The sequence below is a fragment of the Sphingopyxis sp. genome, from assembly GCF_050725615.1.
In the GTDB taxonomy this organism is placed as follows: Bacteria; Pseudomonadota; Alphaproteobacteria; order Sphingomonadales; family Sphingomonadaceae; genus Sphingopyxis.
In genome coordinates this window covers 1-6090 of record NZ_JBOHHU010000138.1, presented here as the reverse complement: position 1 = coordinate 6090, position 6090 = coordinate 1, and the positions used below count along the sequence as shown (strand labels likewise).

Below are 6090 nucleotides of genomic sequence, written 5' to 3'. Positions count from 1 at the left end.
CCCCGAATCAAGTCCGGGGTGACGATGATATTAGATCCTAGCCAATAGCTCTCGCGCGTCCTCACAGTCCGCCGCGATCTGCGCCATCAGCGCGTCCATGCCGTCGAACTTCGCCTCGGGGCGGAGGAAGGCGTGGAAGGCGACGTTGATCTCCTGCCCGTAAATATCTTCGGCAAAGTCGAAGAAATGCGGTTCGAGCAATTCCTTCGGCGGATCGAAGCTCGGGCGGATGCCGAGGTTGGCGGCGCCCTTCAGCACGCGCCCGTCGGGAAGCCGGCCGGTGACCGCATAGATGCCGTAGCGCGGGCGCAGATAATTGCCCATGTCGATATTGGCGGTCGGGAAGCCCAGCAGCCGGCCGTTCTTGTCGCCGTGCTGGACGATGCCGCGCACCGTGAAGGGGCGGGTGAGCAGGCGCGCGGCAGTGGCGCAATCGCCCGCCTGCAGCGCGTCGCGGATGCGGCTCGACGAGATGACCTCGTCAGCGTCGTCGACCGGCGAGACCATTTCGGTGAAGAAGCCGAGGCGGCGGGCGTGGTCGGCGAGGGCGACGACATTGCCGCCGCGACCCTTGCCGAAGACGAAGTCGGCGCCGGTGACGACGCCCCTGGCGCCAAAGCGATCGAGGAGAAGCCCGCTGATGAAATCCTCGGCGCTCGTCCCCGCGAGCGCGGCGTCGAAGGGCAGGACGAGCATCGCGTCGGCGCCGGCGTCGGCGAACAGCTCCTGCCTTTGGTCGAGCGTGGTGAGGCGGAAGGGCGCGGCGTCGGGTTTGAAGAAGCGCACCGGATGCGGATCGAAGGTCGCGACGATCGCGGGGCGTCCCTCGTCGCGCGCATGGTGCACCGCGCGGCCGACCACGGCCTGGTGGCCGCCGTGGAAGCCATCGAAATTGCCGAGCGCGATCACGCCGTCGCGCAACGGCGCTTCGATGCGGGCGTGGCCGTCGAGGCGGATCATGGCGCCGATACGGAAGGGGGCGGGGTCAGCGGGACCAGCCCCGCGCCGAGTACGCGGATCGCATTGCCGCCCATCGCGGCGCGAATCTCGTCGTCGGTGAAGCCGGCGTCGATCAGCGCCTGCGTCACCTGCACGAGGCTAGCGGTGTCGAAGCGCACCGTCGTCGCGCCGTCATAGTCGCTGCCGAGCGCGACATATTGGATGCCGACGAGGTCGCGGACATGCTTCATCGCCTTGGCGATGCTCGCGGGCGAGGTGTCGCAGACGGCGGCGTCCCAATAGCCGATGCCGATCAGCCCGCCGGTCGCGGCGACGCCCCGGATCTGCGCGTCGTCGAGGTTGCGGTTGACCCGGCACGTCGCCTGCACCCCGCCATGGCTGGAGACCACGGGACGCCGCGCCATTTTGAGGATGTCGGCGACGCACGCCTTGCTGCAATGCGCGACGTCGACGATCATGCCCTTGGCTTCCATCGCGGTGACGACCTGCCGCCCGAACGGGGTGAGCCCGCCCTTTTTCAGCCCGTGCATCGATCCCGCAAGGTCGTTGTCGAAGAAATGGGTGAGCCCCGCCATGCGGAAGCCGGCGGCGTAGAGCGTGTCGAGATTGGCGATATCGCCGCCCAGATTGTGCAGCCCCTCGACGCTGAGCATCGCGCCGGTGGTGAGCGGCTTGCCCTGCCGCGCAGCGAGCAGCGCGGCGAGATCGTCGGCGGTCGCGACGCTGCGCAGCTTGCCGTCCGATGCGTCGGCGGCGCGGTGCAGCTTGGCCGCGTGCCACAAGGAGCGTTCGAGCAGCGAGTTCCACGTCCGCACCGGCTGGAGCTGCGCGATGACGAGCCCGGTGATATTGTCGCTGTCGGCGCCGTTCGAATCATAGTTCTGGCCTTTTGGCGACTTGGTCGTGCTCGCGAGGACCTGCAGCGCGACATGGCCGTCCTGCAGCCTCGGCAGGTCCATATGGCCGCGTGTCGCGCGGTCGAGGAAGTCGCGCTTCCACATCAGGCTGTCGCTGTGGAGGTCGACGATGGTGAGCGTCGCGTGCAGCGCCTTGGCGCGCGCGCTGACCTGGGGCAGCGGCTTACCGTCGACCTGGTTGAGCCCGCGCTCGATGATACCGGGGGCGAGGGTGAAAAAGGCGAGCGCGGCGAGCGCGACGATCAGCAGGAGGCCGATGAGCCAGCGGCGCATCAGCCTTTCCTCGCCAGGGTGACGAAGCGGTAGGCGGGACGCCCGGCGTCGTCGGCGGGATGATCCTCGCGCGCCGTTTCGTGCCAGTCGGCGGGGTCGGGATAGGGGATGCTCGCGTCGCCGTCCGGTTCGAGCGCGATTTCGGTGAGCTCGATGCGGTCGGCCAGCGGCAGGAACATCGCATGGATTTCGGCGCCGCCGATCACCATCACATGCGGCGCATTGGCGAGGCGCAGCGCCTCCTCGATGCTCGCGGCGCGCTCGGCGCCTTCTTCCTGCCAGTCGGGGTCGCGGGTGAGCACGATATGGCGGCGGCCTTCGAGGATCGCGGGCAGGCTGTCGAAAGTCTTACGCCCCATGATCATCGGGCGGCCCATGGTGAGCTGTTTGAAGCGGCGCAGATCGGCGGGCAGGTGCCAGGGCATCTTGCCGCCGGCGCCGATGACGCCATTCGCCGCGCGCGCGATGACCAGGGTGATTTCGGGGTGGTTCATGCGGGAGAGGTTCCGGCCCAGGTGGCGTGACCGAGCTTGCGGCCGTCGCGCACCTCGGTCTTGCTATAATGATGGACGTGGCAATGGTCGTCGGCGAGCAGTGCGGGAATCTGCGCGATGTCGGCGCCGATCAAATTGCGCATCACGACCGGCAGCGCGCGCGTCGCGGTGCTGCCGAGCGGCAGGCCGGCGATGGCGCGGATATGGTTCTCGAACTGGCTCGTCACCGCGCCCTCGATCGTCCAGTGGCCGCTGTTGTGGACGCGCGGCGCCATCTCGTTGAAGACCGGGCCATTGTCGGTGGCGAAAAATTCGCCGGTGAGCACGCCGACATAATCGAGATCGGCCGCGATGGTCGCCATCATCGCGCGGGCTTCGTCCTGCTGGTCGCGGACCTGTTGCGGCGGCGGCAGGCTGGCGGTGGCGAGGATGCCGGCTTCATGGACGTTGACGGTCGAATCCCAGAACCGGATTTCGCCGTCGATGCCGCGCACCAGAATTACGGAAAATTCGTGAGCGAAATCGACGAAACCTTCGAGCACCGCCGCATGGCGGCCGATCGCCTCCCAGGCTGCGTCGGCGTCGGCGGGGGTGGAAAGGCGTGCTTGGCCCTTGCCGTCATAGCCCATGCGCACGGTCTTGAGGATCGCGGGCGCGCCGATCCGTGCCAGCGCGGCGTCGAGCGCGGCCCGGTCGGGGACCGCGGCGAAGGGCGCGGGGCATCCGCCCAGTTCTGCGACGAACTGCTTTTCGGCCAGCCGGTCCTGCGCGATCTCGAGCCCTTCGGCGCCGGGGCGCACCGCGACATGCCCCGACAGGAAGCGCACGGTGTCGACGGGGACATTTTCGAATTCGAAGGTGACCGCGTCGCAGGCGGCGGCGAAGGCGGCGAGGCGCGGTTCGTCGTCCCATGCCGCCTGGCTGTGGTGCGCGGTGACTTCGGCGGCGACGCTTTCGGCGTCGGGCGCGTAGATATGGACCTTGTAGCCGAGCTGCGCGGCGGCGACCGCGAGCATTCGGCCAAGCTGGCCGCCGCCGAGGATGCCGATCGTCGAACCGGGTGGCAGCAAGGGGTCAGCCCTCGCGCACGGGGGTGGGGGCGACGCTCTCGGTCTGATTTGCACGCCAGGCGTCGAGCTTCGCGGCAAGGTCCGCGTCGTCGTTCGCGAGCAGCGCGGCGGCGAAGAGGCCGGCGTTGGTCGCCCCCGCCTTGCCGATCGCGAAGGTCGCCACCGGAATGCCGCCGGGCATCTGGACGATCGAATAGAGGCTGTCGACGCCGTTGAGCGCCGCCGACTGGACCGGCACGCCGAGCACGGGAACGCGCGTCATCGACGCGACCATGCCGGGCAGGTGCGCCGCGCCGCCGGCGCCGGCGATGATCGCCTTGAGGCCGCGTGTCGCGGCGCTTTTGGCATAGGAAACAAGGCGATCGGGGGTGCGGTGGGCCGAGACGATCTGGACCTCGTGCGCGATGCCGAAGGTTTCGAGAATCTGGACGGCGTGCGCCATCGTCGGCCAGTCCGACTGGCTGCCCATGATGACGCCCACTTGCGGCGCGCTGTCGCCCATGTCTTGGCCTCCCTGCCTGCGGCGAGTCACCGCCGCGCTCCTCCCCCTAGCGGGTCGAAATGATGCGGGCAATGTCATCAAATCGCCCAGCGTTTACCGATTGGTATCAAGTCGCTTCTAGGATCGCCCGCTATCACAGACCGTCGGCATCGGGCCGGCGGCGCGGGTTCGCTTCGGGGACGTTCGGGATGGACAATATTGGGGGGGCACGGATCGCGGTCGATCATCTGACCGCCGTACCCGTCGACTCCATCGAAGACCAACTGCGCGACGTGCGGCGCGAACGCGATGCGTTGCGCCGCGAGAATCGCGTGCTGAAGATCGCGGTCGCCGAACTCGAGCGGGTGTCGGAGCGCGACACGCTGACGCCGCTGTTCAACCGCCGCTATTTCCTGACCGCGATCCACCAGCGCATCGCGCGCTTCGAGCGTCACGCCGAAAGCGCCGCCGTGGTGTTCGCCGACGTCAACCAGCTCAAGTTCATCAACGACAGCTTCGGCCATGCCGCCGGCGACTTCGCGCTGATCCAGATCGCCGACCGCCTGCTGTCCTCGATCCGCGCGACCGATGTCGCGGCGCGCATCGGCGGCGACGAGTTCGGGCTGATCCTCGACCAGTCGACCGAGGCCGGCGCGCGCGCGCAGGTCACCCGGCTGTGCGACATTCTGACGGCAAGCCCCGCGCTTTATGACGGGCGCGAGATCGCGCTGTCGGCGTGCTTCGGCATCGCGATGCTCCAGCCCGACATGACCGAATCGGACATTCTCGCGGCGGCCGACCGCGACATGTACCGCTGCAAGCAGGGGCAGGATGGCCCCGCCGGGCATCGCTAACCGCCTGTTAACCAAATGCGCGCATCGTGGACCCCTGAAGGACCAGGGGACGTCAGATGTTGCATCACCATGACCCGAACCATGATATCCAGAACCGCATCACCGGGCAGATCGGGGCGCTGGCCGAAGCGCTGCCGCATTGCGCGCTGACCCAGATCGTGCAGGGGATCGACGATATTCGCTGCCTCGCGCGCGACAATGGCTTTGCCGCAGTTGAAACGCTGGCGAGCCGGCTGGAATCGGCGGTGGCGGCGGGCGGCTATCGCGCCGCGATCCTGACCTATCTCGATGCGATGAGCGACGCCGCGAGCGCGCCGCGCGGGCCGATGGCGCCGGCGGCGCAGGAGGCCTGGCTGGCCTCGGTCGCGATGCGGCTGGGTCACTGATCGCCAAACCGGGACCGAATTTTCATGGATGCGATCATGTTGGCGCTTGTCGCGGTGGCGCTCGCCAATGCCGATGGGCGGACGGGGAGCTTCCTGTCGCGCCTGCTCGGCGCGCGCGACGACCGGCGGGTCGTATTCGCCATCGCGGTCGGGGCCTTTGTCATCAACGCCACCATCGCGGCGATTGCCGGGGCGATCGCCAACCGGATGATCGGGCAGGGCATCATCGCGCTGCTCGTCGCCTTTGCCTTGCTGTCGGCGGCGGTCGCGCTGGCCTGGCGCGGGCGGCTGACGCTGGCCGACGATCGCGCGTTGGCGGCGCCCTTGCCGTTGCTCGCCGTCCGGATGCTGCTGGTCCAGTTCGGCGACCGTAGCCATTTCCTGATCGGCGCGCTCGCCGCGACGAGCGGCGCGGGGCATTGGGCCGCCGCGGGCGGGCTCGCCGGATGGACGATCGCGATGCTGCCCTTCCTGGCCTTTGGCCCCGCGCTCGCCGACCGGACGGGTGCGAAGGTCGTGCGCTGGGCGGCGACGCTCATCCTGACGATCTGGGGGGTGCGCAGCGCGATGACCGCTTTCGGAATGCTCGGCCACTAGAGCCTGTCCTGTTCGGACGGGATCATTCCCTCACCGTAGCCCTGAGCCTGTCGAAGGG

The 6090-nt window shown here is 68.5% G+C and carries 8 protein-coding genes; 3 read left to right on the top strand and 5 right to left on the bottom strand.

Features of this window, described 5'->3' with window-relative positions; translation table 11 throughout:
• Positions 1–30 precede the first annotated feature (30 nt).
• Genes ACREB7_RS20185 through purE form a run of 5 tightly spaced genes read right to left on the bottom strand, consistent with a single transcriptional unit; the run spans position 31 to position 4216 of the window.
• Positions 31–960, bottom strand: coding sequence for a bifunctional riboflavin kinase/FAD synthetase (locus tag ACREB7_RS20185; RefSeq protein WP_431594049.1), 930 nt, complete (start codon positions 958–960; stop codon positions 31–33).
• A complete protein-coding gene (locus ACREB7_RS20180) occupies positions 957–2150 on the bottom strand; it encodes a dipeptidase (protein ID WP_431594048.1) in 1194 nt (397 codons plus the stop codon). Before ACREB7_RS20180 ends, ACREB7_RS20185 begins: the two co-directional genes overlap by 4 nt.
• A complete protein-coding gene (locus ACREB7_RS20175) occupies positions 2150–2644 on the bottom strand; it encodes a dihydrofolate reductase (RefSeq protein WP_431594047.1) in 495 nt (164 codons plus the stop codon). The genes ACREB7_RS20180 and ACREB7_RS20175 overlap by 1 nt, the downstream gene beginning before the upstream one ends.
• Positions 2641–3714, bottom strand: a complete 1074-nt coding sequence (locus ACREB7_RS20170) for a 5-(carboxyamino)imidazole ribonucleotide synthase (RefSeq protein ID WP_431594046.1) — start codon at positions 3712–3714, stop codon at positions 2641–2643. Before ACREB7_RS20170 ends, ACREB7_RS20175 begins: the two co-directional genes overlap by 4 nt.
• Positions 3715–3718: 4 nt before the next feature.
• Positions 3719–4216 carry a 5-(carboxyamino)imidazole ribonucleotide mutase gene (gene purE / locus ACREB7_RS20165; protein ID WP_431594045.1) on the bottom strand — a complete coding sequence of 166 codons (498 nt, stop codon included), beginning with the start codon at positions 4214–4216 and terminating at the stop codon, positions 3719–3721.
• A gap of 188 nt (positions 4217–4404) precedes the next feature.
• Between purE and ACREB7_RS20160 the strand changes: the two genes are divergently transcribed.
• The 3 genes from ACREB7_RS20160 to ACREB7_RS20150 are packed head-to-tail and all read left to right on the top strand — an operon-like array spanning position 4405 to position 6032.
• Entirely contained in the window at positions 4405–5049 is a 645-nt protein-coding gene (locus tag ACREB7_RS20160) for a GGDEF domain-containing protein (protein WP_431594044.1), read from the top strand.
• Positions 5050–5105: 56 nt separating this feature from the next.
• Entirely contained in the window at positions 5106–5435 is a 330-nt protein-coding gene (locus tag ACREB7_RS20155; RefSeq protein ID WP_431594043.1) for a hypothetical protein, read from the top strand.
• A gap of 36 nt (positions 5436–5471) precedes the next feature.
• The gene (locus tag ACREB7_RS20150; RefSeq protein ID WP_431594042.1) at positions 5472–6032 is read left to right on the top strand and encodes a hypothetical protein; all 561 of its coding nucleotides are present in this window, start codon (positions 5472–5474) and stop codon (positions 6030–6032) included.
• Positions 6033–6090 lie beyond the last annotated feature (58 nt).